General features: G+C 35.4%; 25 protein-coding genes and 1 pseudogene. 5 read left to right on the top strand and 21 right to left on the bottom strand.

Translation table 11 applies throughout. From position 1 onward, the window contains the following. Nucleotides 1-7: 7 nt before the first annotated feature. The 3 genes from J2S19_RS21605 to J2S19_RS21595 are packed head-to-tail and all read right to left on the bottom strand — an operon-like array spanning nt 8 to nt 4,273. Nucleotides 8-2,359, bottom strand: coding sequence for an FtsX-like permease family protein (locus J2S19_RS21605; protein WP_307346337.1), 2,352 nt, complete (start codon nt 2,357-2,359; stop codon nt 8-10). Further along, nucleotides 2,340-3,620: an MFS transporter gene (locus J2S19_RS21600; protein WP_307346334.1), complete on the bottom strand. Its 1,281-nt coding sequence runs from the start codon at nt 3,618-3,620 to the stop codon at nt 2,340-2,342. The genes J2S19_RS21605 and J2S19_RS21600 overlap by 20 nt, the downstream gene beginning before the upstream one ends. Nucleotides 3,621-3,652: 32 nt before the next feature. Continuing rightward, on the bottom strand, nt 3,653-4,273 hold the full coding sequence (locus J2S19_RS21595) for a TetR/AcrR family transcriptional regulator (protein ID WP_307346331.1): 621 nt from the start codon (nt 4,271-4,273) through the stop codon (nt 3,653-3,655). A 215-nt stretch (nt 4,274-4,488) separates the two neighbouring features. Between J2S19_RS21595 and J2S19_RS21590 the strand changes: the two genes are divergently transcribed. Continuing rightward, the gene (locus tag J2S19_RS21590; protein ID WP_307346329.1) at nt 4,489-4,683 is read left to right on the top strand and encodes a hypothetical protein; all 195 of its coding nucleotides are present in this window, start codon (nt 4,489-4,491) and stop codon (nt 4,681-4,683) included. 184 nt (nt 4,684-4,867) lie between these two features. Here J2S19_RS21590 and J2S19_RS21585 read toward each other — a convergent pair whose 3' ends face one another. The 15 genes from J2S19_RS21585 to J2S19_RS23770 all read right to left on the bottom strand — a co-directional run bounded on the left by J2S19_RS21585 (nt 4,868) and on the right by J2S19_RS23770 (nt 17,458). Beyond that, nucleotides 4,868-6,772 carry an endonuclease MutS2 gene (locus tag J2S19_RS21585; protein WP_307346327.1) on the bottom strand — a complete coding sequence of 635 codons (1,905 nt, stop codon included), beginning with the start codon at nt 6,770-6,772 and terminating at the stop codon, nt 4,868-4,870. 590 nt (nt 6,773-7,362) lie between these two features. Further along, complete coding sequence (locus tag J2S19_RS21580) at nt 7,363-7,851, bottom strand: hypothetical protein (RefSeq protein ID WP_307346325.1); 489 nt, start codon at nt 7,849-7,851, stop codon at nt 7,363-7,365. Further along, the gene (locus J2S19_RS21575) at nt 7,851-8,057 is read right to left on the bottom strand and encodes a helix-turn-helix transcriptional regulator (protein WP_307346322.1); all 207 of its coding nucleotides are present in this window, start codon (nt 8,055-8,057) and stop codon (nt 7,851-7,853) included. Before J2S19_RS21575 ends, J2S19_RS21580 begins: the two co-directional genes overlap by 1 nt. A gap of 164 nt (nt 8,058-8,221) precedes the next feature. Then, nucleotides 8,222-8,551 (bottom strand): MmcQ/YjbR family DNA-binding protein, encoded by a 330-nt coding sequence (locus J2S19_RS21570; protein ID WP_307346319.1) that lies wholly within the window; start codon nt 8,549-8,551, stop codon nt 8,222-8,224. A 114-nt stretch (nt 8,552-8,665) separates the two neighbouring features. Next, complete coding sequence (locus J2S19_RS21565) at nt 8,666-9,325, bottom strand: phosphotransferase (RefSeq protein ID WP_307346316.1); 660 nt, start codon at nt 9,323-9,325, stop codon at nt 8,666-8,668. A 23-nt stretch (nt 9,326-9,348) separates the two neighbouring features. After that, the gene (locus J2S19_RS21560; RefSeq protein ID WP_307346313.1) at nt 9,349-9,591 is read right to left on the bottom strand and encodes a hypothetical protein; all 243 of its coding nucleotides are present in this window, start codon (nt 9,589-9,591) and stop codon (nt 9,349-9,351) included. Nucleotides 9,592-9,758: 167 nt separating this feature from the next. Further along, nucleotides 9,759-10,217 carry a hypothetical protein gene (locus tag J2S19_RS21555; RefSeq protein WP_307346310.1) on the bottom strand — a complete coding sequence of 153 codons (459 nt, stop codon included), beginning with the start codon at nt 10,215-10,217 and terminating at the stop codon, nt 9,759-9,761. Between the two features lie 175 nt (nt 10,218-10,392). Next, nucleotides 10,393-10,857 (bottom strand): GNAT family N-acetyltransferase, encoded by a 465-nt coding sequence (locus J2S19_RS21550; RefSeq protein WP_307346307.1) that lies wholly within the window; start codon nt 10,855-10,857, stop codon nt 10,393-10,395. A gap of 229 nt (nt 10,858-11,086) precedes the next feature. Continuing rightward, nucleotides 11,087-12,046, bottom strand: a complete 960-nt coding sequence (locus J2S19_RS21545; protein WP_307346305.1) for a cation diffusion facilitator family transporter — start codon at nt 12,044-12,046, stop codon at nt 11,087-11,089. A gap of 17 nt (nt 12,047-12,063) precedes the next feature. Next, nucleotides 12,064-12,399 (bottom strand): ArsR/SmtB family transcription factor, encoded by a 336-nt coding sequence (locus J2S19_RS21540; RefSeq protein WP_307346303.1) that lies wholly within the window; start codon nt 12,397-12,399, stop codon nt 12,064-12,066. A 232-nt stretch (nt 12,400-12,631) separates the two neighbouring features. Further along, the gene (locus J2S19_RS21535; protein WP_307346301.1) at nt 12,632-13,375 is read right to left on the bottom strand and encodes a class I SAM-dependent methyltransferase; all 744 of its coding nucleotides are present in this window, start codon (nt 13,373-13,375) and stop codon (nt 12,632-12,634) included. Nucleotides 13,376-13,738: 363 nt separating this feature from the next. Next, complete coding sequence (locus tag J2S19_RS21530) at nt 13,739-15,136, bottom strand: right-handed parallel beta-helix repeat-containing protein (RefSeq protein WP_307346298.1); 1,398 nt, start codon at nt 15,134-15,136, stop codon at nt 13,739-13,741. A 288-nt stretch (nt 15,137-15,424) separates the two neighbouring features. Further along, complete coding sequence (locus J2S19_RS21525) at nt 15,425-15,694, bottom strand: CPCC family cysteine-rich protein (RefSeq protein WP_307346295.1); 270 nt, start codon at nt 15,692-15,694, stop codon at nt 15,425-15,427. 187 nt (nt 15,695-15,881) lie between these two features. Next, nucleotides 15,882-16,277, bottom strand: coding sequence for a VOC family protein (locus tag J2S19_RS21520; protein WP_307346290.1), 396 nt, complete (start codon nt 16,275-16,277; stop codon nt 15,882-15,884). A gap of 566 nt (nt 16,278-16,843) precedes the next feature. Beyond that, nucleotides 16,844-17,458 (bottom strand): TetR/AcrR family transcriptional regulator, encoded by a 615-nt coding sequence (locus J2S19_RS23770; RefSeq protein WP_370875190.1) that lies wholly within the window; start codon nt 17,456-17,458, stop codon nt 16,844-16,846. A gap of 531 nt (nt 17,459-17,989) precedes the next feature. On the opposite strand from J2S19_RS23770, the gene J2S19_RS21505 reads away from it, so the two are divergent. The 3 genes from J2S19_RS21505 to J2S19_RS21495 all read left to right on the top strand — a co-directional run bounded on the left by J2S19_RS21505 (nt 17,990) and on the right by J2S19_RS21495 (nt 19,982). Then, the gene (locus J2S19_RS21505) at nt 17,990-18,772 is read left to right on the top strand and encodes an SDR family NAD(P)-dependent oxidoreductase (RefSeq protein ID WP_307346287.1); all 783 of its coding nucleotides are present in this window, start codon (nt 17,990-17,992) and stop codon (nt 18,770-18,772) included. 429 nt (nt 18,773-19,201) lie between these two features. Then, complete coding sequence (locus tag J2S19_RS21500; protein WP_307346284.1) at nt 19,202-19,399, top strand: hypothetical protein; 198 nt, start codon at nt 19,202-19,204, stop codon at nt 19,397-19,399. Further along, nucleotides 19,392-19,982, top strand: coding sequence for an ATPase (locus J2S19_RS21495; protein ID WP_307346282.1), 591 nt, complete (start codon nt 19,392-19,394; stop codon nt 19,980-19,982). The genes J2S19_RS21500 and J2S19_RS21495 overlap by 8 nt, the downstream gene beginning before the upstream one ends. Before the next feature lie 910 nt (nt 19,983-20,892). On the opposite strand, the gene J2S19_RS21490 is transcribed toward J2S19_RS21495, so the two are convergent. Continuing rightward, nucleotides 20,893-21,753 (bottom strand): metallophosphoesterase, encoded by an 861-nt coding sequence (locus J2S19_RS21490; protein ID WP_307346281.1) that lies wholly within the window; start codon nt 21,751-21,753, stop codon nt 20,893-20,895. Between the two features lie 836 nt (nt 21,754-22,589). Between J2S19_RS21490 and J2S19_RS21485 the strand changes: the two genes are divergently transcribed. Next, nucleotides 22,590-22,859: a hypothetical protein gene (locus tag J2S19_RS21485; RefSeq protein ID WP_307346278.1), complete on the top strand. Its 270-nt coding sequence runs from the start codon at nt 22,590-22,592 to the stop codon at nt 22,857-22,859. 524 nt (nt 22,860-23,383) lie between these two features. On the opposite strand, the gene J2S19_RS21480 is transcribed toward J2S19_RS21485, so the two are convergent. Both J2S19_RS21480 and J2S19_RS21475 read right to left on the bottom strand, forming a co-directional pair. After that, nucleotides 23,384-24,406 carry a DUF4179 domain-containing protein gene (locus tag J2S19_RS21480; protein WP_307346275.1) on the bottom strand — a complete coding sequence of 341 codons (1,023 nt, stop codon included), beginning with the start codon at nt 24,404-24,406 and terminating at the stop codon, nt 23,384-23,386. Continuing rightward, nucleotides 24,399-24,770: pseudogene (locus tag J2S19_RS21475) on the bottom strand (sigma-70 family RNA polymerase sigma factor); the annotation flags it as partial. The gene J2S19_RS21480 and the pseudogene J2S19_RS21475, both read right to left, overlap by 8 nt. Nucleotides 24,771-24,865: the final 95 nt, after the last annotated feature.

Below are 24,865 nucleotides of genomic sequence, written 5' to 3'. Positions count from 1 at the left end.
TCTTTCTTTATTCCTTTATCATTTTCATTATGTGATAATTTTGAATCGATCTCATTGAACGCTTTGTGATAAAAAGTGTTAACAGCAATAGGCAAAACGGACAGATGAGATAGGTAATGACTGGATTGGTAAATAGCTCCACGTTTTTGATTCCTAGACCAGCTATACTTAAGCCGACATTGATGATTGGTTCGTCTAAAACCTCAGTTAAAATCGTGCCTGTTAGAATACCTGCTAGTGAAACGGTGCCGATTTTTATCATGTATTGCTTCTTGATATCCTGCTCAGAAAATCCGATTGCTTTTAATACGGCGATTGCTGAGCGATCCTTTGCTAGACGCAGTTTTAAATATAAGCCCGTAACGAGCATGACGAGGGAGGCGCCTATCAATGTTATCGCTAGTACAATTGTTTGCAGTTGGTGAACAACGCCGCCTAATGTTTGGTCGATGAATTGTGACATCGAGTTGACTGAGACACCTGCACCGAGGATCTCAGACCATTCACTTGCTTTCTTTTCTGGGTCTATACCTTCTTTTAGATGAGTCGAGAATGTAACCTTTACTGGTTGCAGTGTTGAAAAATTGTGTGTTGCTTTTGCTGTATAGCCGCCGCTAGTCACATCTTGATAGACACCTGAGATGAGAAATGGCTGTTCTTTCCCGTTTGTGAAAAGGACGATGTTATCACCTGTCGTTTTACCGATTTTTTCGGCATTTAGGTAGGAGATGGCGATTTCATTTTCGGTTTCCGGGGCTTTTCCGCTAACATATTGCAAGCCGCTTCCAGCTTTTTCTCCATAATCAATATGAAGGTTCATTTTTTCCCCTTCAGCATCGGACGTTTGAACACGTACGCGGCGGTATTCCTGGTATGACTTGAGATTAGTGTCATTTTTAACAAGTAATTTTACATCGGCTGCGTCATTTTCAAGGTTTTCTCCATTTTCTACCTCAATTAAAATGTCTTCGAGTGAACTACCCATGTATGTTATCAATCTTGGTTCTTTTAATGTATTCATTAAATTTACGGGGATTAAGATTAACAAGACGGCTATGAGGACGACGACAAACATCATGCTCCAATTTCTCCGCTCTTGGTAAACGTCTCGAATGCTTACTAACCAGTTAACCGGTAATACTTTCGATTTAGAAAGTCCCGACTTGGTTTTCCGTTTTTTTTTGTCTAGGCCCTCGCCGTGAAGCAGTGCTGTGACAACAGAGAGCTTTTTTAACTTTTTCAATAGTTTGCTACAATAATAGTTAGTGAATACAAAGACGAGTAACCCTGCAGTAATTGATATAAGAATTGTTATTGTGTACATACCTTGATCTCCAAAAGTGGCGCTGATATGTTTTGTGAAAATTGTGCTTAGGTGGAGTGCCGCGAAATATCCGGTCATAATTGCTGTGGTTGCGATAAATCGATATTTATAGAGATATAGGTTTCTTATATCTGAAAATTGAATACCAATTGCTTTCATCGTCCCGATTTCTGTTAGTTCTTCCTCCAACGTTGCCATGAGTGTAAATTTCACACAGATAAATGAAACGATGATTAAGAGGATACTTACTAATAACAGCATAAAGACCGTTGTAATATCGGTTAATGCACTTAGAATAAAAATGATCGTATAAGTGATTGCTTGACCGTTTTGGGGAAGGCCACTGTTTTCATATGCCGTTTGAAAGTCTGATGCTTCATTTGCATCATGAAAATAAGCTTCAATTAAATATTCCCTTTCACCGACTTGGTTAGATAAAGCTTCAAAGTCGTCGTCACTTAAAAGAATTCTAGTCGAAGAGGCCATTGGCGAATTCATCATTGAATCGAGTATGAATTCTGTAATAATAAATTCTTTTGAAACACCTTGACTAGATAGTTGGACATGGTCACCGATTTCCATGCCGTACATGTCCTTTAAGAGAATGGGCATGCCGATTTCACCTTTTTGAAGGGTTACTTTTTCATGATTCGCGTTCAATAGTAAGTCTTTCGTTTCATTTTGTTTAACTAAGCCAATGTCTAGACGGGAATCGGAAAGGTTGTATGTTTCTTCACTGATTATTGTTAGCGATTCGCCATATACTGTAAGCATTGTAACTGTCTGCCAATAGGTAACTAGCTCGTGCTCGGACATAAAAGTATCAATTTCAGACTCGTTTATGTCTCCTTTGTGCATTTGTAAAAAATGTGCTGGCTCTGCTTTTTTATATAACTCTGAAATGGAAATCATTGTTTGCGATGCGACGATGACAGATAGAATCGCTAAAACGCTTGAAAACATGATAAACATAAACAATGCAAGATTAATAAGTTTATTTCTTTTAAAATCGTTTTTAACGAGTAACCACTTCATCGCTCATACTTCCCATCTTTTTGATTGTTTTTTTGAAGCCGAACAGACACGCACATATGACCATGGTAAGCCCTGTGATGATAAGCATGAAGGCAATACCTCGTCCTTGTCCGGTACCAATCCACTGTCCGACAGTACTTGCAAGAACCCCTTCTTTTCCAAGCAGTGGCTCGAATAGAAATTCAGCAAGCAGTCCTGAGATCGAATATGCGACAACATACCCTGCCTGTGTCAGAATGCTAATCATCCCCCACGCTCTTCCTTGAACGTCATTTGGAATGTTCATCCGAAGTAATACGTCTGCGCAAGTATTGATGAATGGCAATGTGAGAAAGAACATAAAACAATAGCCGATTAGCAACAGGACATTCGTCGTTGTACCGACAAGTGCCATAAACAAACCAGTTGTCATGAAAGAAAGAATCAGTGTTTTCACATAGCCACCTTTCATTTTTACACTACTGATAATGATACTGCCAATAAGCATGCCTACTGCACTGACAGATTCTATCGTTCCGAGTGTTTTGGCATTTGCAAAGGCAAGTATCATTGGGGCAATCATCGTTTGAATAATTCCTACAAAAAAACATACACACGCCATGAGAAAAATTAATTGGCTCACGGTCTTATTGAAGGATAGAACTTTGAATCCTTCTTTGATTTCATGAAGAAAATGACGTTGCTTCTTAATTGGTTTAACATATGGTATGTTTTTGCGGACAAGCTGAATTGTAATTACAGTGATGAAAATTGTTGCGATATCTAAGATGAGGATGAGTCGAATGTCGGCAATAGAAAGGAGTAGTCCGGCAACAAACGGTGAGATTAAATACTTTGAGGCACCGGCCATTTGCAGTAATGCGCTCCCCTTTGCGTATTGTTCTTCTGTTAAGAGGTCTGTTATCGTTGCTTTGTATGCAGGTTCAAGTAACCCTATAAATATCGAGTTAATCGCAACTCCAATTAGAATCGGGAAGATGCCAACAATACCGGTTTGAATGCTTATTAATATGATGAGAAGTCCAATAATCGATAAAGAATCGCCAAGAATCATCATCAGCCTGCGATCATAACGGTCAGCAAGCACACCACCAATTGGGTTGAAGAGAATTGCTGGAAGATAGGCGCACAATGTGGCAAGCGACACGGCTGCGGCACTTCCGGATAGCTGATAAACATACACGGCAACAGCAAATGCTGTCATCCCACTGCCAATCATTGAAATGAGTTCTCCAGCCCAGATGACCATAAATTTTTTCATCGTGTCCCCCTAATAGTTTTTATGATTTGCGATTAACCCCAGTTTTCTAAAAACATCGTCATGAAAAAGTCTTCTTTTACTTCTAACATTTTTTCTAACAATGAGATTAATGCACCGAGGTTCATTTGTGCATCGGCATCCATTTCAAATATCCCTTCATCTGTTAACGTCAATGATGATGCTAAAAATATTTGCATGTATTGTAGCGGATATTTGCATTGCCAAACGTTTTTATCGATTCCTTCCTCGATGATTTCAACAAGTACAGGTGCTATCTTTTCAACAATTTCTTGTAACGTTTTTTGGTGCAATAATGCGTTATCAGGTTGATGCATTTCATTAAGCACCTCTTCTCCCACCTCGTTGTTTATTCGCATTGCTAAAAAGACTTGCATGAATTTTTGTTCAGGTTGAAGGTCCTGATTCATCACAGCTTGCACTTTAGTCATCATGAAATCTGTATATCTTGTCACGATTGCCTCTAACACTTCTTGCTTCGATTTGAAATAGTAATAAAATGTTCCTTTCGCAATTGAGATTTCTCTCAAAATATCGTTAACTGTACATTTCTCATATCCCTTTTTAGTAAAAAGTTTCTCTGCCGTATCTAAGATTTCATTTCTCCGTTCTTCGTAGTCCTTTGATATTCTCATTTTATACCTCGCTTTATATATCGACTGACGGTCGGTCTATTTATAATATATGATGCTCAGTCTAATTTGTCAACAATTGGATATGAAATATTTTCCTTTGTATATATTTACAATTTGGTGGTTCTTTCTTATAATTGGTTCTAATATTCTGAGAAACTTCTATTCTTACATTTATGTTCTACGAAATTACTTAAAAGTATGAGGTGTGAGTAATTATGTTAAGAAAATTAACTTTGCTGTTTCAAACGTTAACGTTTATCGGTGTTGTGGCAATCACTTTGACATTTTTTAATATTGGGAGGGATTTTTTATATCCATACTTTCATTTTTTCTTAGTCTCAACATGGATTGGGTTAATTGGTGATACTGTTGTGAATCGGTATCGAAAGAAGCAAGAAAATAGTGGGTAAAAATTATGTGGGGAAAACTTCGCCCCTCAGAGCTGCAATTTCAAATTCTCATGTATAAATAAAAATAGAAACGGGCACTTTCCTATTTACAGAAAATGTGCCCGTTTCTTGAGTGTTCGGCTTTTTGACTTAAGTATCAGATGTACTCTGCCAATTCCGAAATGACTTCATTAAGTTTAAACAACTATTCTTGATTTCGATTTCTAATCTCCTTTTGAACCTTTCGTAGCGCCTTTTTCGAACCTCTTTCCAAATCATGCTGGAGTTTTCTGTCTTCGTAACTGGTAAATAAGGTGTTGACATCATAGCCTTCAGGATATAATTGTGTAGCTTTAATGTCTAATTCAATTCGCTTACTATTCACTTCTACTATTTCACCGTTATAGAACAGTTTAATGTTATTGAATGTATCTTTTGGCTCATAGACGATTGCAAAATCATCCTGGTTGATTAACCTGACCCGGTCACCGGTTTCATATTGATATGTCTCTAGCGGCTGTTCCTCTTCATGGACTGGTTTTTTCCGTTTGTTTTCTTGCATTATTTTGAGATTATAATTTTTATTATCGATATATAATTGTGCCCGTTCCAAAACATGTTTACGGATTTTCATTCTGCTTGAAATCCAAAGGGCGTTACTGTCACCTGATTTACCTATTAATAGCTTATACATCGGCTTCAATTCAGCACTATTAAATAACATCGCTGCATTCATAAAGTCATCGTGCATTTCGGAATACCGTTTAATTTCTCCATAATGAGTTGTTGCGACTGTGATACACCCGATATGATAAAACTCTTCTAGTATTGCGATTGCTAATGCAGCACCTTCATTCGGTTCTGTTCCACTGCCAATTTCATCGAATAGGAGCAAAGTATTATTATTGGCAGCACTCATAATCTCGGCGATATTTTTCATATGGGAGGAAAACGTACTTAGGGCATTCTCGATGCTTTGATTATCACCAATATCTACAAACACGTGGTCAAAGATGGCCAATTCCGTTCCTCGTTTTGCACTAATATGAAACCCTGACATGACCGCTAAAGTTAACATACCAATTGTCTTTAAAACGACGGTTTTCCCACCTGCATTCGGACCTGTTATAACTAAACTTCGATAATTTTCACCAATTTCAAAATCCAATGGGACAATATTGCCTTCTAGTAATGGGTGTTTACTTTGAATTAATTTGATATATCCATAGTCGTTGATTTTCGGTTCGATAGCATCATTACTTTTGCTGTACTTGGCTTTCGCAAAAATCATGTCGTACTGGCTGATGCATTCAATATTCACCGTTATTTCATGAAGGGATTCATAAATTGCTCCAGTTAACGTTGCTAGTATTTGATATTCCTCAACGGATTCCTCCGATTTCAAACTTAATAATTCCACATTTAGCTTTGAGACAGCTTCAGGTTCTATGAATACGGTCGATCCTTTAGAGGATGTTTCTATAATTGTTCCAGGTACATGATTTTTAAACGATGCTTTAATCGGAATTGTGAACCGGTCATTTTTCTTACTAATATAGGACTCTTGGAGATATTCTTTATTAACACCGCTTTTTAAAAACTTATTTAACCGTTCTTCGATTTTCTCCTCGTTTTTAGCTATTTGATTTCGAATTCGTTTTAGCTCTTTACTTGCTCCTGAATCGACGCGATTGCCTTTAATGGCAAACAAGATTTCCTCTTCAATACCTCGCAATTCCGTCATCGAAATTGCATAGGTGTAAAGGACAGGTGCAAAAAATTCTTTATCTGCCATAAACTTTTTGATTTTTCTGCAGCCTCTTAAAAAATCAGAAATTGCAAGTAATTCTCCTGGAGTTAACACCATACCTTTTTCTACTTTTTCAATATGGCTAGTAATATTAGAAATGCCGGTTAATGGCAAGTGTTTTTCTGCGTCCAATAACTTTCGGGCCTCACTCGTTTCGTTTAAGCGATGACGAACAACTTTTATGTTCGTGCTTGGCTGTAATGTTTCGATTAGCTGTTTTCCTAAACTGCTGACACAATGGGTTTTCACTTTATGTTTCAATTCGTTGTATTGTAATTTTTCAAAGGTCATTTTATTCATGTTATCGTCCTCATTCCAAATAAAATAAGCCCGCAAAAGCCTTTTCTGCTTTCCAATTTAGACAACTAAACTGGACAGAAAGCTTCCGCGGGCACCCTCTTGTCACAAACAAGGGTTTATCTCGAATAGGCATGAATAAATAAGACGTAAAGTAAGCATGAAAGGATATAGTCCACCCTTAAAGCTTTTTCTCTTACATTCAAGCTAAGCGAATATATGAAATGGAAGCAGTCTGATAGCAGGTATTCAAACATGTTTAGTAACATATTCGAAAAAAGGCAACCTTAATAAACTGGTAGTGACCAGAAAAAAAGCACCTTATTCAACTAAAATTAGTTGATACCTACTACGGACATACTTCACCACACCTTTTACTATGATGAGTTTAATTTAACATGAATAAATGATTTCGTCAAACAGTATTTGACAATTAATTGTAAGGGATTTACACTTTTCCCATTGCTCAATTACGCTGAATCCATAATTGAATGTGACTTTTTTCTATTTAAATGTTACTTGGCACCTTCCCCTTTGATAAGCATTTCCAAAGGAGAAAAAAAGTTAAGGTATCTTCTCAAATAACAGTAGGATTACTCTGAATCTGCATCTTTTCTAATTGGTGTAAGCGCACTAAATAGTCCAACTAAATTAGGCAGAATACTGAATAATAAAAACTTCCAATTATTCGTTACTATCGAGATTGTCGTAAAAACAATAATCGATACCGCAACTACGCTAATGCCAAACTTTACACGAGATGGCTGCAACGGGACTGGACTGGACATGTTGATGGATAAAACGGTTCCAATGATACCCCAACTCCCTAAATGCGCTAAAAGCAAGACACCTAAAACGAGTGCAGGGCTTAATTCAATCCCAAACATAATGAACGAAAAGAGTACATAAATCGCTCCTAATGTGACATACCATGAATAAGACCTCGCCTTTTGCCAAATATGGTAGTAGACTTCATCTAACCCTCTGTTTTTCCTCGCCTTTTTGCGGCCAAACCACCAGCCAAGTAATCCGCAAAGCATTCCCCCATACAATCCGATCATTCCACCGATAGAAATCTCCATTATTCCATTCCCCTCTCTTCGAATATAAACACTTCTTCAATCGTGCAATTGAAAACCTTTGAAATATAATAGGCAAGCTCTAGTGATGGATTGAATTTGCCTGATTCAATTGCAATGATTGATTGCCGTGAGACGCCAACTTGTTTAGACAATTCTTCCTGCGTTAATTTATTCATTTTCCGCAAATCACGAATTCTGTTTTCCATAATGCCTCCCTTTGTAAATGTAAAGCACACTATACATTTATTGATAAGTCAAGTTTACTTTACATTACTATTTATGTCAAGCTGACTTTACATTTTAAATGAACAGCCGTTATTAAAATGGGTAAGACAAAAAGGCATTGATTCTTTTTGCTGAATCAATGCCATCAATTTTTTGTTAACATATAGCTATGCTGGATCATGTCATATATTTCTTCATTAGGAACAGTGCCGTCAAGAATAATCGAATTCCAATGGTCTTTATTCAGATGAAATGCCGGTACTACCGACTTGTAAAGCTGACGCCAATAATCTAAAAATCCTGGTTCGCATTTTACATTCATCCATATATGGCGCTCTTTTTCAAATATCCATGCAAACACTTTTTTGTTGTGTTTATGCAACATTAATGTCCAATTTTTATCACGAAAAGGGTAATCTTCATATGTATTACCTATTTCCAAACAATAGCTGATAGCTTCTTCTCTATTTTTCACCTTAACCTCGTCTCTAACATAATCTGATCGCTTTTTAATTTAATGATAACTCCAGAATGCTACCAATTTGATCTATATAGTATTATGTACGTTTTGACAAAAAGAAAGACCTTTCTAGTTCAAGGCCAAATCAACAGCGCGTCTCGCAAATGTTGAATACGGTACAATTAAATCAGGGCTTTTATCGATAGCCCATCTGAGTTTGTCGAAGGCTCTTAAAAGCAACAAAGGCCTCAAGCTGGCAATTTCAGTTTCCAATAACCCATACCCTTTTAAAAATGCTTCATATTCATCATTTGGTCTATCATCTAGAGTTTGAGACATCATCCCAATTATGTCTCCATATGGTGCCACAGTTACTTCTGCACTGCCCCAATCTAGCAAAATCACCTTTCCTTTCTTATTGACAATTGTATTTTTTAATGAAAGATCCCCATGATTTAAAGCGAAACGGAACCTCTCTGTTTTCAAAGCCTCGAATAGTTTTCTGATTTTATTTGATTCCGAGTGTGTGATGACGTCAAGAGCTAGTAATCGGTCATCAGTTGTTAAGCTATTAATATTATAATTTACATACCCCAACCAGCTACCATCTGACCCAGCATGTGGAGGAGATTGAAAAAGACCTTGAGTTGGATCGGCAAGATTCTCGCCATAGCCTTTTACCGGAATTGTATGAATACGGCTGGCATACATACCAAGTTGCCTCCATATTTCCGGCTTTGGTTTCACACTATCTAAACCATTCTCTCCAGCTACGAAGGTTTGGATCATGTATGCAGTTTTTTCAAACTTCCCTATAGATAACACTTCAGGACTATGCCAATTACTCGCGCTTGCTCGATACACCATTTTTCTTTAATAAAACTTAAATATGCACCCAGATCATTCATGCGAATGACAACTTTATTGTTATCTGTCTCCGCTACGCAAACTTGATTGACAGTTCCTTTTCCGTTTATTTGATAGCAGTTTTTGACTCTTTTTTGTAAGAACTCCTTTGCGATTCGTTCCGATTTTAACACAGCCAAGTCTTTCATGAAGTTCTCCTTATGCTGGATGTTTTTATTTATTCCATAATTCTAGGATTCTAAAAAATATTAGATTAAATAACCTCACGACTCCTTTTAGAAGGTACATTAAGATTATATTTAATCATTTGTACTATCGTAAAAGGGTCCATTCTTGTTAACCAATCGGGCGTTGTTTAATCTCCTGTATTCTCTTCCTGATAATCTATCGTTTCCTTGATGTAGGTAGCATCACTATTATCGATTTGAAAAAATTCTACTTCATCCCAACTTTCTCCAACACGTTCGCCTATGATTGCTCCTCGATCGTTAAACCACAGCCGAGACTCAATTAAGCCGATTGACCTTTTTGGATTTATTACATTTAAGTAAATGTCAGGGTTTTCTAAATCCATTTGAGTATCTGTTACCTTCTCTTTATGTAAATAAATCATCATAAAATTATCTATGATTGTTTGGTTTTCAGTATCAGTAAATATATTTTTATCATCAACTTGGTTTGGATTTACATTGTTTTTGTATCCAATCCTAATTTCTCTGGAAGCTTCGTTATTGTTTATGTAACCTGTAAAATACCCGCCTATAAATATGATAACAACTAGTGCAATAAGACTTATTATTTTTGTAAGTTTCATAGGATTTTCCTCCGCTATATTAAATTGTGTAACTTTTTTACAATCTAATTGTAACATTTTTACAGCCAATTTCATTCTTCTTATAGTAATAGTTTCCTCTTTCGTTTGAAAAAGTTAATCCTATGAATAACTCTACCCTAATTTCATTAAACTTTCCGCAAAAAAATTATTGATATCAAACACACTTTAATTTAAATACATCAATTTTTTCATATATATCATCTGAAACAGTTTCAACGTATGTCCATCCTCTATTCCGGTAATAGTCAGATGCATTTTCTGTTCTTAAGTAAAGTTCTTTGAATCCTAATTCTATAGCTACATCTATCGTTTTGGCAATTAACGTTTGTCCTATACCTCGCCCATGGTACTCAGGTTTTGTGTAGAGTGATGCAAGCCATGGTTTATACTTATTTCTTATCTTTAAATCGTTTTCAAAGATTGATACGGTTCCTAAACACTTTCCGTTCTCTAAAGCAATGAATGTTATCCGGAATGCATGGGTGTCTGTATTTGAAAAGTGTTTCACAACATCTTCAAATGTCTTCGAACTACCCGTTTTGACGATAAATTCATTGAAAACCATTTCAGAAACTTCTTCTATTTTCTCTGGATGGTTTGATAAGTACTCAACATTCATTCTGATCCTCATTTAAATTGGCTGGTATGGTCTTCTATATAGCAATTTTACTTTATTAAAATGATGACAACTGCTCTTACTGAGACAGCTTTTATGTAACTACAGGTATTCACAATATTTAAATGCAAGAAAGCTCTTGAATTGATGCTTAACAAAACAAGAGCTTTAACATTGTATAGTTAATCGGAATGTAATTTGTATGCTTTTTTCTCTTAAAATTCATTCCGAATCAATGGTGATGGTGATGACCTGCAGATTCTGCTTCCGCGTTACAGAGAATCGAATTGTCATGCAGATGAGCTGATGTTTCTAATTGAATTGTCATATGGTGAATGTTTTCGTGCAGGAGGTCATGTTCGATTTGACGAAGCAATTGTTCGCTTTCAGCAACGGTCATTTTATCGTCTACGACTGCATGACACGAAAGAGCATTTAGACCACTTGTAATCGACCAAATGTGCAAGTCATGAACATTTTGAATACCTTTTTTCGTTTTAATGATTTGAATTACATTGTCTACATCTACGTTTTGAGGTGTCCCTTCCATCAACACATGGAGGCCTGATTTCGTAACGTAGTAGCCACTTCGTAAGACAAGTGCTGCAACAATGACGCTTGCGAGTGGGTCGGCCCAGCCCCAACCGAAAAAGATGATGAGTAGTGCGGCAATAATCGCACCTACGGATCCGAGCATATCACTAATGACATGTAAGTATGCGCCACGCATATTCAAGTTCTCTTCTACATCCCCGCCACGCATCATAATCCATGCAACAATGAGATTTACGAGCAATCCGATTGAAGCAATCGTTAGCATTCCAGTTGAAGCTACTTCAGGTGGATTTTGAAAACGCTCAATTGCTTCGTAAAAAATGTATAATGCCACTAAAATAAGAGTGATTCCATTTAAAACAGCTGCTAAAATTTCGAATCGTTTATAGCCATATGTTTTACGATGGTTTGCGGCCTTAGCTCCTAGTGTAAAGGCCAGTAATGCAATCCCAAGTGAAATCGCATCACTTAACATGTGACCCGCATCAGATAATAATGCAAGGCTATTTGTAATAATACCGCCAATTGCTTCAACAATCATATAAGCGGTAATAATAATAAAACTAATCATTAACGTCTTTTTATTTGCCCCATGTGTATGGTTATGCCCATGGTCGTGTCCATGACTGTGACCCATTATTCGTTCCTCCTCAGTTAATGGTGGGCAGCGTGCTCGACTGCCTGCTTTAGTAAATTCATTACATGGTCGTCATCTTTTGAATAATACAATGTTGTCCCTGCTCTTCTAAACTTGACGAGTCTTAAATTTTTCAAGAAACGTAATTGGTGGGAAACAGTCGATTGGCTTAAATTTAGGGACTCCGCAATATCATTCACGGAATGCTCCTCGGTACATAATAAGTTTAAAATGCGAATTCTAGTTGGATCACTTAGCGCTTTGAATGTTTGTGAGACGACAAATAATGTCTCTTCATCTAAATCACGAGATCGTTGCTGATACTTTTCTTCGTCGTTTATTTCTTCAGTCATTTTAATGCTCCTTAATCTTTACGATAATTTATTATATGAACATATGCTCATATATAAAACATATTGAATTTCTTGCTGAATGTCAATAAGGAATATATATTATCTTCAAGATATTATTTAAGTCACTTGTTTATTCTATGAGCTTTATCGTCATAGCGTGCTAAATAGCTCTTTAGTTAGAAAAGAAAATGCGATACCCTTTGAAGTATCGCAGTCTCTGCCAACTATTTTTTTAGTCGTTTTGTTTTATTGCCTTTATAACAATAAAGGATGGTCTCCTTTTCTCATTCATTAATTTTGGCATCTTTTCTAAGCCACTCGGAATAGATTGTGGTTCTATTAGCTTTTCTAACACAAGCCCGCTCTGAATAACCGTATTGATTAAAGTTGAAATTGTGCGATGGTATTTTACCACACCATCAACATACCAATGCTGCTCTCTTTTTCCTTCTTCTTGATAATGATCTAATTTCCAATGTAATTTATTCCCGCCTTCATCTTTCATCCAATTATTCATTTCTTTTCGGGAAGTAACAATAGGATGTTCTGTTGAGAAAATAAACTCACCGTTTTTATTTAATAAGCTCTCTACTTTTTCTATTAATTCAGTGTAATCTTCTACATAATGAATCATAAGAGAACTTACGATTAGGTCAAATTTCTGATTTTTAACTTCGTAGTCTTCTATTGGTGTACAAATGTAGTCTATTTTATCGTGTTTGTTTTCATGCTTAGCCTGTTCAATCATATTCATCGAAATGTCTACTGCTGTAACCTTTACCGCACCATTATCTACACAATACTTCGAAAACTGACCATTCCCACATCCTAAGTCTAGTACCGTCTTCCCATTTAAGGTTGATATAGCCGATTTAATTGCTGGCTGCTCTACAAAATCGTTATAGGTAACACCTGTCTTTCGTAAAGAGGTATAGCTTTTGAAGAACGTATCATTATCGTAAATATTTTGTTTCACTCTAATCTCTCCCCCGATTACTAAATATAATTGATGCTCTTAACATACTAAGGTTTCTAGACAATTTGATATACTTTTTAAAAATAAATTAACTGACATTTTATCATTGTGAACATTATAGTTGAAGGACTATATGGAATCGAATTCTTTTGTTAAGTAATTAAATATATTGTGGGGGATTATTTTTAGACAAGCCATTTACCTGTACTCCATCTGCTGCTGTAATACACTTAAAAAATACGATTTTTTTCTCTAGATAGATATCAACAGAAAGAAAGAGTGAAATTCATGCTGCACAATTGCACTCTTTAATATTAAACATATCCAGTCCCGTCTTTAGAATTTTCAACAGATAAAAACAAATTACTCTATAATTATTTTCGCAGGAGAATCCTTTTTCAACTTAAAGTCATATGTATCTGTATTTTGATATTTCGGATCCAAATAACTGGATTTCTCATCACTTTTTGAGGCTTCTTTGAACGAAGGAAAAGATGTATATTCTTCCTCTACCCAAATCCAAATACCTGATTCTCCTTTTTCTTTATGAAACACATTTTCTTGTAGTTTATTACCTTGATTGGTTGTAAAGTAGTTAGCGATAAAAATTCTAGATGGTCCGGCGGTTATAATATTTTTTTCTATTACATTGTTTCTTGTATCATGTTGCAATAAAGGCTGTCCTCCATGTAATCCCTTCGTGTCATTGCGATAAAGAATATTATGAGAGATCGTAGAGTTAATCGTACCTCCCCGTTCTTCATCATACCCGCCAATCGATATTCCAGTGTAAAAATTGTCATATACAAGATTGTTTATGATGTTAATATAATCAGCGTATTTTTCAGCATGCTCAGAGGTTGCTTCAATACCGATATCACTTTTATAAATTGTATTTTCTTCAATAGTTATATTCTTACCGCCATCGACATATATGCCAGCAGCTGAATAATCTTCCCCATATGCTGGATTGCCATAGGATGATATGTCATAAACCTGATTGTTTTTCACGATACCATTTCGCACATAGTCTCTCTTTTTATCATCAGAAGTACCTTCATAACCAATCATATCAATTCCGATATTATCATTTCGGCGAACGATATTATTTTCGACTTTAAAACCTTCAATATTGCCATTCAGAACAAGGGATTCACTTGAACCAAGTTTTAAATCTTCCAACGTATTACTGAAAATATTGATATCTTGCATTGTTCCAGTTCCGTAGATAGCGATCCCATGAGCATTGCCATTCTCTGCATAGGTTTCAATCCGTTGCACATGATTATTTACTAGTTTAATATGTTTGCTTGAGCCTGTTACATACATACCTATCACTGTTTCATCTGCTAAATGGGTAGATACATCCTGAATAGTTAGTCCATTGATGGTCACATAGTTTTTATTATGTATCGCAACTAAGGCTGTATCCCCTTCAATATCCTTGAGGTCCTTTCCGCTAAGAACAACCTTCTCTTTTTTGTAGGCTTTAAACGTAATTGGTTTTGCTTTCGTTCCGCTATGTTGAACGACTAACTTTTCATTATAGATGCCTTCTCGTATCAGTACGGTAGTACCGGCCCTTGCTACTGAGGCCGCTTTTTTTAATGTGCGGAATGGTTTTAATTTTGTACCTGTATTTTGGTCATTTCCATTTAATGCAACGTAAATATCCTGATTCTGGTTAACAACTTTATTGATTAAAACAGAAACACATATGATAGCAGTTACAGCAAAGACGACTAATAAAATTTTCTTCATTCAATCAATCCTTATTGAAAATATCTCTTACTTTACATGACTCTTAAAATTTAATTTCTATAAACTTAAAACTCTATATTTTTTAAAAATGCAACACCAAACTTACTATAAATTAATCTGGAAAATAAGAGTCTTTTACAATAGTGAGGTTTTTAATTTCTTACTTTATGCAATTAATCACCTGTTACATTCGTTTTATAATAACCTATAAACCATCATTTGTTAATGTTGATTACCGTTGTGGAACAAGAAAAAAGATGCATTACCTCTTCAGAAGTAGTGCACCCGTTATTGACTAACAGAAAAAGGTTTCCAATTAGGGTCTTTTACATCACTAACATTTGGTTTTCTTATAAATTCAATGCACCTTTCTGCACAAGCCCTATATATGATATCGTTTTTCTGGGCTTGTCTTAAGGAAGGAATGTTCGCACCACCGTCACAATCAAGGTCATCATTTTGAATGCCATTCCAAAAGCAGTTACTACAGATATCATATGTGCCAGGAGGTTGTTCATCAAATGTTTTATATCCGCAGCATGGAGAAGTATTTTTCATATAATTACCTCGGAAATTTCTATCGTCTACTAAACTTCTTTTAGAATAATGAACAAAATGCGATAACCCTCTGGTTAAAGTATCGCATACGTAAGTTTAAGCGTAACGTTTCATTGATTTACTTAGTAATCTAATAGAAATGTAGATTCAACGTTATTTCTGATTAAAGGAAATCTTATTCAGTTAATTAAATAAGAAATCCAAACGATTGGATTGATCTTGTACATTTACCTACTAATACAAAGACATTTCCATCCGGTGCTTCCATTACAGCTACGTGACCACCTAAAGAATTAGCGAAAGGAGTACGAATCCACTGAACTTCAGGAATTAATTTTAATGTTTCATAAGTCTGCCGTACATCTTCGCAGACAATTTCTGTTTCAGCCATATTCAAATCAGGATTATTTTTTAATACTAACTCTGAATTACCATCAGGAAATTTCATCCCAATAAGTGTCCATTGTTTTTCTTCATCTTGATATGTTTCCCAGGCTTTTGTTAACCCTAACGATTGATAGAACTTTACTGATTTTTCGATGTCCTCTGTATAAATGGCAACACATTCGATTCTATTCCACATCTCCATACTCCTCCTCACAAACAGGAACTTATGTTCTCTAATATAATAAACCATTTTTAACCAGAATGGTAGGGTTATTACCCAATAAATGGTTTATTCTCTAATAAACCATTTACCAACATTTGATGTTCGGTAAAAATATTTCATGGGATTTCTTCAAGTGGAAGGAATGTATTCTGTATGGACTCTGCGTTACTTTCTGCTAATTTTCCCCATTACAGGTTAAAACCTTATTTGACTTATTTCCCTTTTAACTTGACTGGCTCTGAAAATGAATCTTCAGAATTTCACTTATATATAATTCTAAATTAGAGTTCAGTATTTGTGATAAAATTCCTTTTTATCTTACTATATTATGCTTCTTCTCTCCTAAAGATGAAAATGTCAAAGTATCATGTAGTATTATTTTTTCTGCATATAAAAAGACCTTCAACATACTCCAATATGGAAAAGGTGTATGTTAAAGGTTCTTTTATGCTGGGAATTACTAAATTTAGCAAATCCGCGATGATATCATTTCAAAAGCATTTATGTTTTTGCATAACAATATTCTTCTGCACTAACGTTTACGATGACTTCCCACCAGAAAGTAAGGAACTTTTAGTAGGCCAGGTAGATAGTGCTTGTTCAGCAACAGCCTCTAGCATGTTGCGACTGACTCCGGCCTTAGCTTGTACAGCCATACCGTGGAGTACGGCCATCACAAATGTTGCTAGTACAGCACAGTTAGCAGTCTCCGGAAGGTCTCCCTCCTGTTTTGCCCGTTCAAAGCGTTCACGCAGCGATGCCTCTCCATCCGCACGTGCATCGATCAAGCTATGTCGAATTGGTTCAGCATCGTCCGATCCAGCCAAGTCTCCGTGGACAAATAGACATCCCTTTTTGTCCGGGTAACGAGTTTGCAATTCTGCCGCCCCGCGAAAAATACGTGCGACCACCTCACGTGAAGTCGGCAGCTCCAGTGCCGCTGGGAAGAAATCATGGTAATGATCGTAATAGCGCTCAAGAACTCGACGGAACAACGCCTCCTTGTTTCCAAACGCTGAGTAGAGGGCTGGGCGTTCAACACCCGTGGCCTGAGTCAGGTCAGTATACGACGTTGCCTCGTATCCTTTGCGCCAAAACACACTAAGTGCTGCTTCCAATGCCTGTTCTACATCAAATTCTCGTGTACGTCCCATTTTCGTTAATCACCTTGCCTTGTTTGTAAATGATATATTTTCTATATAATATCATAACACACGTTACAGAATGGTGCCAATCCACTGGACTAGTAATCCTGAGTCAGCACACTGGCGAAAAAGGACTCGGCCGTCAGAATTTATGTCACACATTATAGCTAAACCCTGCATGTGCAAATGGCCAATCTAATAAGCAAAAAGTCTAATTCTCACCTGAGTCTCTAAAATGGAGCAAATGATAGTGTATATTAAATTTTATAACATAATGATTGTTATGTTATTGACAACATTAAAAATAGAGGTTAATATGAATAACGTAATGATGATTATGAAATAAATCACTCATCACACGAATGCATCCAGCTACGTACATACAGAAAAAGGTAAAGGAGGTTCTTTTCATGTAGAAATCATTGATGGGCCCAAGAAAATTTACAATATGAGAGGTACCGCCAGCCAATAGTATTAATCTTTACTGGTGTAAGTTTCTGATAAACAAATATTTATATAAAATTAAAGGGAGTAGATTATATGTCAACAAATGAAGGTGAATTCAATGGTAAAGTTGCTTTGATTACAGGGGCAAGTCGTGGGATAGGTGCAGAAATAGCTAAAAAAATAGCTGCAGGCGGAGCAGAATTTATAGGTGTTCATTACGGAAATAATAAGGATGCTGCGTTAAAAGTTGTTGATGAGATTAAGGCCTTGGGGTCAAATGCTGTGGCTCTGCAAGCAGACTTAACAAAAGGTATTTCCGAAGTACAAAAGCTTTGGAATGAGTTTGAAGATGCTGTTCGCTCGGAATTAGGATCGGTACACCTAGATATCTTAATGAATAACGCAGGTATTGCACCCGCCATTCCTTTTGAGGAAACATCAATTGAGACGTTTGAAGATGTCATTAACCTTAATCTTAAAGCTCCATACTTTATTACTCAAGCAGCTAGCCCATTTATACGGAATGGTGGAAGAATCATTAACATTTCGACTGGCTTTACTCGTGTTGCCGGTCCAATGCAAAGCATATATTCGGCTTCTAAGGGAGCAATTGAAACACTTACTTTATCCTTAGCTCCACATTTTGCATCAAAAGGTATTACGATTAATGCTGTAAGGCCGGGGGTTACGGCTACTGATATGAACAAGGATTGGCTTGCCAATCCAGAAGCTCATGCTGAAGCAGCTTCAATGTCTGCTTTCTCAAGAGTTGGCACCACCGAAGATGTTGCGGATGTAGTTACGTTTGTAGCATCTGAAGAAGCGCGATGGATTACGGGGCAATTTATTGATGCTACCGGAGGAGCTAAACTTTAAGAAGAGCAATCCTATTTGTATAAAACGTTTTGATTCTAACATACTATGTTTTCCATACTGCTTGCTACTTCTGTTTAAGATTTATATCCTGAAGAAAATTGGGCGTCATGATGAAAGCTACCTGAGCTAAACATCTGAGAAATTATTATGGTTAATTTACACCATCGTAATTAATAGTTACACATTCTAAAATATGGACTACTTCGTTGTGACATGGAGGTAGTCCTTTTTATGATGCATTGATTAACTTATCGGAATTTATCAGGAAACTAACTCATATCTGAATGTCATTTTAAGTTGGTTCTTATTAATATAATGCCCCCTTTACTTTAAGTGAAGGTCTTCACAAAATTTTAGTACCACTGCACCTTAAATCCCTTATAAATGTTATAACCAATTTGATATAATTATATAAAGGTGGTGTTCCTTATGTTAGAACAAAACAATGAACCTAAAAGAAAATATGAATGGTTAAGTAAATGGGCTAAAATGACTGGCGAACGAGCGAGAATTGATGCAAAAGCTAATAACACATACATCGTATATGAAAAGGCTGGAAAGCTTGTAAAGGAATTTCCTAATGGAGATATTGTTCCGTTGAACAAAAGCGGTGAATCAAATGCATAGTCACAAACCAATATTCTTTGTATTTGCGGGTAATAATGGAAGTGGTAAAAGCACATTACGCAGCTTAATTATTGACAAAATTGGTGTCGATATAAACATTGATCCAGATGCTATCGCTCGAAGAATCGATCCAGAAAACCCTGAGAAAAATAGGATTTCAGCTGGTAAGGAAGTCATTAGATCTGTCAATAAGTACATTAAAGAGGGTAAAGACTTTTCAATTGAGACAACCCTTGCTGGAAAAAATGCTATAAAACAAATGCAAAAAGCTAAAGAGATGGGCTTTGAAATAACAATGTTTTATGTTGCATTAAATAATGTCCAACAAAACATAGAAAGGGTTGCAATGAGAGTTAAGAATGGTGGTCATCACATCCCCACTGAAGATATTAGAAGAAGGAATAATACATCGTTTAAACATCTCTATAACTATGCCAATATGATCGATAACCTTATATTAATTGATAACAGTGAAGATGTTGGGGAAATTGTGCTTGAAGTAATTAATGGGATAATTACTTTCGAAGTAATTAACCTACCCCAATGGTCACTTCCTGTTCGCGAACAATTTAAAAAGGATTAAATGATCAAGCCGGTTTTCTAGCTTAAAGAAAATCGGCTTTTTATCATCATACTCGACAAATACTATATAGACACTTATTTGGAAAGTAAGCTACCCGTTACTTGAATAAACTATGCTACTTTTTTCGTAGATGAACGTTTTTATAAATTGATTGAGATAACTGTTAGTTTCTGATATATGAAAAATAAAGTTCCAATAACAATATCTACCAAAAACCCCCAATTCCTAATCGAAAATTTTCCAATAAACCCAAAAACAAAGAATACAACCAAATGACATATGAAAAGTAATGAAACATATCGTCCCAGAATATATATAAATTCATAATAGTCTATGTGGAAAATATGGAGTAGAAGAAAATCCGAATAGGTAAAATAAGTTATTCATATGGTTGTTTAATATGAAGTTTGAATATGATAATTTTGATATTTTTCACCTAGGGTAGTTCTATTTATTGGAGGTACCGCTTTTTGCAGATAAAAAGAAATGGAGACATATAATAGGTATATTATTAATGAACAAAGATTAAGATACTTATTGAAAAGGTATCGCTTCCTTGACGACAATACGCAGGTCAATGTCTGAATAGATGTCAGTGTTTTGATTTCCGATAGAACCACCATAAAAAATGGCCAATACGTTAAAATCATTTTTCAAATCTAGTTCAATTGCTGTGATTAAGTCTTGACGGTGTATTGGAATATCATTATCTCTTTCTTTGAATTAAGCTTCTAATCCCATACATTAGTAAGCAGCTCTATTTTGCTTCTATAAAATAAGAAAAAGGCGATACACTATGTTCAAATATCATATCTATTAGTTTAAAAGTGAGTACTTTTTCATAGTGCTTCTCATAAATAGAAGTGCTCTTTCAATCTCTTCCTTTTAAAAAAAACAGTGAACAAACTCACTATTTTCCTACAGAGCTTAATGTCACTACGACAATTTCTGGTCGATTAAACACCCTTATAGGAATAATACTGTTTCCAAGTCCTCTATTTACGATCATTGTAGTGCGATCTGATTTATGCATCCCTGAGGTATACTTTGGAAAAAAGCCTTGGTTTGGAGCGATTAAACCTCCGAGGTAAGGTATTCTAAATTGTCCACCGTGAGCGTGACCTGAAAAAACAAGATCAAACCCATATTCATCATAAAGAGAAAACAATTCGGGTCGATGCGATAATAGAATTTGAAAGTTATCTTCTCCTTCGTTTTCACCAATTGAATGTTTGATGTTCTCCTCCGTTTTGTCCCTTTCTTCATAGGATTCTCCTAAATATGCTGGGTCATCAATTCCAATCATTATAATTTGGTCCGTACCAATGGTGATTTCCTCTGTTGTATTTCTCATCACCTGTACACCAATTCCAGTTAATTTATCTTGTAATGTGTCGAAATTACCAGACCACCATTCGTGATTACCTGTCACATAATAAACTGGTGCAATTTGAACCAATCTTTCCATTAATACTAGACTAGACTTTTCATCATACCTGTCTGAATCAATTAAGTCTCCTGTGAATACAATTGAATCTGGTTCTATCTTGCTAACCTTTTTTACTAACTTGCTTTGGTCATTCCCAAAAGACTTACTATGGAGGTCAGAAAGCTGAACAATTTTATATTTATCAAAGCTTTCTGGAATCTTATCTGAGCCAATCGTATATTCACTTATTACAATCGAGTTGTTTTGAAAATGGCAAAAGAAAATTAATAAAGCAATTCCAATCAAAACATACAACCATTTTTTCTTGTTTTTTGTCTTCAATGTTTATCTCCTATTTATGTCCTTCAACTAGATTCTATTTTAATTCTTCTGGTATATATACTTTCTCGTATTCAATCTTATTTGGGATATTATTTCCTTACAATATATTGGTATCAACAGATTCAAAGCTATCTCCCCACTGTATATACTCACCCGTATATTCCTTTTTGCATCCACTTGAAATTGATACGGCTACTAACACGAAAAAATATATTTTCTCAAATTAATTACTCCTGTAAGGATATTTAACTACTTAGATTTAATATTAATTTATTATTTTCACATATAAGACTAAGAATCTATTACTCATTTTTACCCTTATTATAACTTATTTGGTTAAATAATACAGTAAATATGGTTGATTTATACAACTAACCTTAAGTAAAATAAGAATGTGCAATACCTCTTTTTGAAGAAATGCATCTGTTAATTAAAGGATATTAAATCATAATCTTTGCTCTTTCCATTGGTTGAAGAAATTTGATAACACATTTACTTCGCTTGTCATAGCGTATTACTTATTTTCAGTTAAAAGGATGGGAACCCGACAAAGCCTTCAATCGTATGCTTCTCTTCAACGCTCAAAAAGATTTTCAAACGTATTTATATCCACTGATGCTATACAACATTATAAAAAACGACTACAGGATATACCTTGTTGTCATTCAATGATAACAAAAGCAGGACTTATGTTTAACGGGATGAGATAATAGTGAAGTTTATTTCATTCCTCTTGAAACATAGGACTGTGCTGAAAACTATTGAAGAGATTACAGAGTTAGCAACGACTTTTTTAGGTTATTGAATTGACAAAAATTGATAAGGATTGGTGAACAATGGAAAAACCTCTAAACTATGAAAAAACTTTCAAAATTGAAATAATAAATGAGATTGCTAATGGTGTGTATAATCGTTTATTAAACTTTATTTTAAATAATGGGATAAATCGTCAGGATAAAAATAATCCTTATAACGTCTTATTAGGCCAGTTTGTTGAAATGCTGGATATAAATTTATTTGACATGTCAATTGTAGAATTGGAAGTAGTAGATGCCTATTGGAAGAATATGAATACCTATATCAAAAAAATAACAAGGAAAGATTAGCATGAATAAATTAGACTTAGCTGATTTTTATGAAGAGCAGCTCCAAAACCGTTTACAGTCAAATACAACGATTAAGCAGAAATAAAACGGTACAAAAAATTCCTATTGCGAGTTTTTTGGTTGGCAACCAGTAACAACGAAAAGTTCGTTACATTGAATTATTAAAGATAAGATAAATTAAACAATAATGTTTTTACTATTGATAATAACACGTTAATAAACTTGATTACTCATATACAACTAAAGGACTCATTACTATTCGTACAATTCTTCACAATCTTTTTACACTCAATAAAATCCCCCCCTTTAAATGTTTTATCAACAAAAAGACGCATTCTTATTAAATAAGAGCGCCTATACAGGATAAACAACTATCTTTTAATAGTAGTTATAGTATTATAAGTCTTACCTTTAGCTAATCTTTATTGCATTAACAAGTGAGCTGGATTTAATGCCTAGTAATCATGTTTGCTAATAAAATAACTAGTTTCAACAGTATTTAATGTTGGAACTAGTTATTTTTATCATTCATTAATATCCAAAGGAATGACCAACTCTAATTCATTCAAGCCTTCACTTTGTCCTACATCATCTACATTATTGGGTTTAAGTGTAAATGACTTTGGTAAAGTATCCATTGGAGGCAAAGTCAGGACCATCTTTCGTCCGTTGTTCCCTGCCATACCTTCTTGCAATTTAAGTCCATCATATACGTTACCTTTATCATCGATTATGGAAAATTGAAACCATGGCCATGTATCGTTTTTATCCATTTCAACAGGGTAATCAACCGTTAAATCTATTCTAGTTGATAGAGGTGAAAAAGTGACTTTGTCGGCTGTTACAGTATAAACTTCATCAACGGTTTTTGTTTTCACCTCCGGATAGAACTCTGATATATCACCTTTTACTTTTTCAAGTGGGAAAGCCACCTTCCACTTACCTTCATGTCCAAATAGATTTTCTCCATGGACCGCAATCTCAACATGATTACCATATTCATGATTATTTGATAAGGTAAATTGGTGATGTTCAATGATAGTTTTCGAGTTTAGATCATCTTGCCCTGTTGAACCAATCGCTGGTTTGACCGGCTCTCCGTTAATTGTGATAAAATTAGTGCCGACAACATCTTCTTTCAGTGAAAGATTTTTTTCTCCTGTGTAAACGACTGTTACGATTAACCGGCCACCATCGTAAGCAGCTTCTTTTACAGTCATTGTGATTCCGTCATGGCTATCTTGTTCTTCAATCACCGTCATCAGCTGATCACGTTCAATTTTATCAGAGGCGATGTCTCTAAAATCCTTATAAATCGGACCAATAACTGGTATATTTGATAACGCTTCTGCCATTCCCTTTGAAACAAACCCGGAGCCTAGGAGTGTGAAACATAACCCACAAGCAACCAGAATTGAATGCTTAGTTTTTCTTCCAACTTTACGTCTTTTCTTTGCTTGGTACATAGCCGCTTTCTCCCTAGCAACTAACTTTTCAAGTGGTATTTCTATGTTATCAATCGTTTGATTAAACCTCTCTTTATTCATAAAAATAACCCTCCTTTAAAATTGGCCTCAGCTTTTTTTGCGCTCGATTCAAGTGTGATTTTACCGTTCCTTCTGGGGAATTCATGATTTTGGCAATTTCCTTAATTGATAAATCGTGATAATACCTCAGCAAAATAATGGTCTTGTATTTGGGATCCAATATTTTAAAGGCTTCTGATAAATCCAGTGAATGGGCAATGTAATCGATGTTTTCTTTAGAAATTAATTCAGCAAACATTTCCTCATTATCTGTCGTAAAATGTCGTGATTCTTTTCGTATAAAATCAATCGATTTAAAAATGAGAATCTTGATAATCCAGCTTTGAAAACTTTCTGGTTTTTTTAATTTCTTAAGGGAGGTGTAGTGTAATCGAGCACATTATTCCAGATACTTGTTTTCACATTAATCCAGGAGAAAATCTGAAATAATGTGCTACTTTTTCCACTATATTTCGGAAT

Source organism: Metabacillus malikii, assembly GCF_030813355.1.
GTDB lineage: Bacteria > Bacillota > Bacilli > Bacillales > Bacillaceae > Metabacillus > Metabacillus malikii.
Note: the sequence above shows the minus strand (reverse complement) of the source record. Positions and strands in the feature narration are given on the sequence as shown.

What these genes read in the sequence shown, in the direction of transcription:
- J2S19_RS21575 (WP_307346322.1), bottom strand. Translation starts at nt 8,057, where the DNA reads ATGGAAAACAGAATTCGTGATTTGCGGAAAATGAATAAATTAACGCAG.
- J2S19_RS21585 (WP_307346327.1), bottom strand. Translation starts at nt 6,772, where the DNA reads ATGAATAAAATGACCTTTGAAAAATTACAATACAACGAATTGAAACAT.
- J2S19_RS23770 (WP_370875190.1), bottom strand. Translation starts at nt 17,458, where the DNA reads ATGGGACGTACACGAGAATTTGATGTAGAACAGGCATTGGAAGCAGCA.
- J2S19_RS21480 (WP_307346275.1), bottom strand. Translation starts at nt 24,406, where the DNA reads ATGAATAAAGAGAGGTTTAATCAAACGATTGATAACATAGAAATACCA.
- J2S19_RS21580 (WP_307346325.1), bottom strand. Translation starts at nt 7,851, where the DNA reads ATGGAGATTTCTATCGGTGGAATGATCGGATTGTATGGGGGAATGCTT.
- J2S19_RS21555 (WP_307346310.1), bottom strand. Translation starts at nt 10,217, where the DNA reads ATGAAACTTACAAAAATAATAAGTCTTATTGCACTAGTTGTTATCATA.
- J2S19_RS21590 (WP_307346329.1), top strand. Translation starts at nt 4,489, where the DNA reads ATGTTAAGAAAATTAACTTTGCTGTTTCAAACGTTAACGTTTATCGGT.
- J2S19_RS21485 (WP_307346278.1), top strand. Translation starts at nt 22,590, where the DNA reads ATGGAAAAACCTCTAAACTATGAAAAAACTTTCAAAATTGAAATAATA.
- J2S19_RS21550 (WP_307346307.1), bottom strand. Translation starts at nt 10,857, where the DNA reads ATGAATGTTGAGTACTTATCAAACCATCCAGAGAAAATAGAAGAAGTT.
- J2S19_RS21525 (WP_307346295.1), bottom strand. Translation starts at nt 15,694, where the DNA reads ATGAAAAATACTTCTCCATGCTGCGGATATAAAACATTTGATGAACAA.
- J2S19_RS21595 (WP_307346331.1), bottom strand. Translation starts at nt 4,273, where the DNA reads ATGAGAATATCAAAGGACTACGAAGAACGGAGAAATGAAATCTTAGAT.
- J2S19_RS21540 (WP_307346303.1), bottom strand. Translation starts at nt 12,399, where the DNA reads ATGACTGAAGAAATAAACGACGAAGAAAAGTATCAGCAACGATCTCGT.
- J2S19_RS21545 (WP_307346305.1), bottom strand. Translation starts at nt 12,046, where the DNA reads ATGGGTCACAGTCATGGACACGACCATGGGCATAACCATACACATGGG.
- J2S19_RS21505 (WP_307346287.1), top strand. Translation starts at nt 17,990, where the DNA reads ATGTCAACAAATGAAGGTGAATTCAATGGTAAAGTTGCTTTGATTACA.
- J2S19_RS21560 (WP_307346313.1), bottom strand. Translation starts at nt 9,591, where the DNA reads ATGAAAGACTTGGCTGTGTTAAAATCGGAACGAATCGCAAAGGAGTTC.
- J2S19_RS21495 (WP_307346282.1), top strand. Translation starts at nt 19,392, where the DNA reads ATGCATAGTCACAAACCAATATTCTTTGTATTTGCGGGTAATAATGGA.
- J2S19_RS21500 (WP_307346284.1), top strand. Translation starts at nt 19,202, where the DNA reads ATGTTAGAACAAAACAATGAACCTAAAAGAAAATATGAATGGTTAAGT.
- J2S19_RS21565 (WP_307346316.1), bottom strand. Translation starts at nt 9,325, where the DNA reads ATGATCCAAACCTTCGTAGCTGGAGAGAATGGTTTAGATAGTGTGAAA.
- J2S19_RS21530 (WP_307346298.1), bottom strand. Translation starts at nt 15,136, where the DNA reads ATGAAGAAAATTTTATTAGTCGTCTTTGCTGTAACTGCTATCATATGT.
- J2S19_RS21520 (WP_307346290.1), bottom strand. Translation starts at nt 16,277, where the DNA reads ATGTGGAATAGAATCGAATGTGTTGCCATTTATACAGAGGACATCGAA.
- J2S19_RS21600 (WP_307346334.1), bottom strand. Translation starts at nt 3,620, where the DNA reads ATGAAAAAATTTATGGTCATCTGGGCTGGAGAACTCATTTCAATGATT.
- J2S19_RS21605 (WP_307346337.1), bottom strand. Translation starts at nt 2,359, where the DNA reads ATGAAGTGGTTACTCGTTAAAAACGATTTTAAAAGAAATAAACTTATT.